Here is a 558-nt window from a genome sequence, read left to right on the forward strand (position 1 = left end):
GTAACAGACGGCAGCAACAATGTGTCAACATCTTCAGCTGTTGTTACAGTATTAGATACAACATCGCCTAACGCCTTGGCACAGGATATTAGTTTATATCTTGACGCAAACGGCCAGGCTAATATAACAACAAGCGATATTGACAATGGCTCAGGCGATAATTGTTCAATGACACTCAGTTTAGATCAAACCTCATTCGATTGTAATGATGTAGGTGCTAATAACGTAATATTAACAGCAACTGATGGCAGTAACAACACTTCAACAGCAACTTCAATAGTTACGGTTATTGACACTATACCTCCTGTTGTCCAGGTACAAAACATTACAGTTCAACTTGATGCAAATGGTCAGGCGGTAATTTCCACATCAGGTATCGATAATGGATCAACAGACAATTGTACTTCACCTACATTGAGCTTAGATAAAACAACTTTCGACTGCAATGATCTCGGTTCAAATACGGTTACATTGACATCGACTGATCCGGCTAATAACACTTCATCTGCTACAGCAGTTGTAACGGTTGAAGATAACACAGCACCATCAGCAATTTCT

At 39.6% G+C, this 558-nt stretch carries 1 pseudogene; it reads left to right on the forward strand.

The features are described 5' to 3' along the window. A pseudogene (locus F3059_RS13730) lies at window positions 1-558 on the forward strand (hypothetical protein); the annotation flags it as partial.

This window comes from Salibacter halophilus (genome assembly GCF_008806325.1).
In the GTDB taxonomy this organism is placed as follows: Bacteria; Bacteroidota; Bacteroidia; order Flavobacteriales_G; family Salibacteraceae; genus Salibacter; species Salibacter halophilus.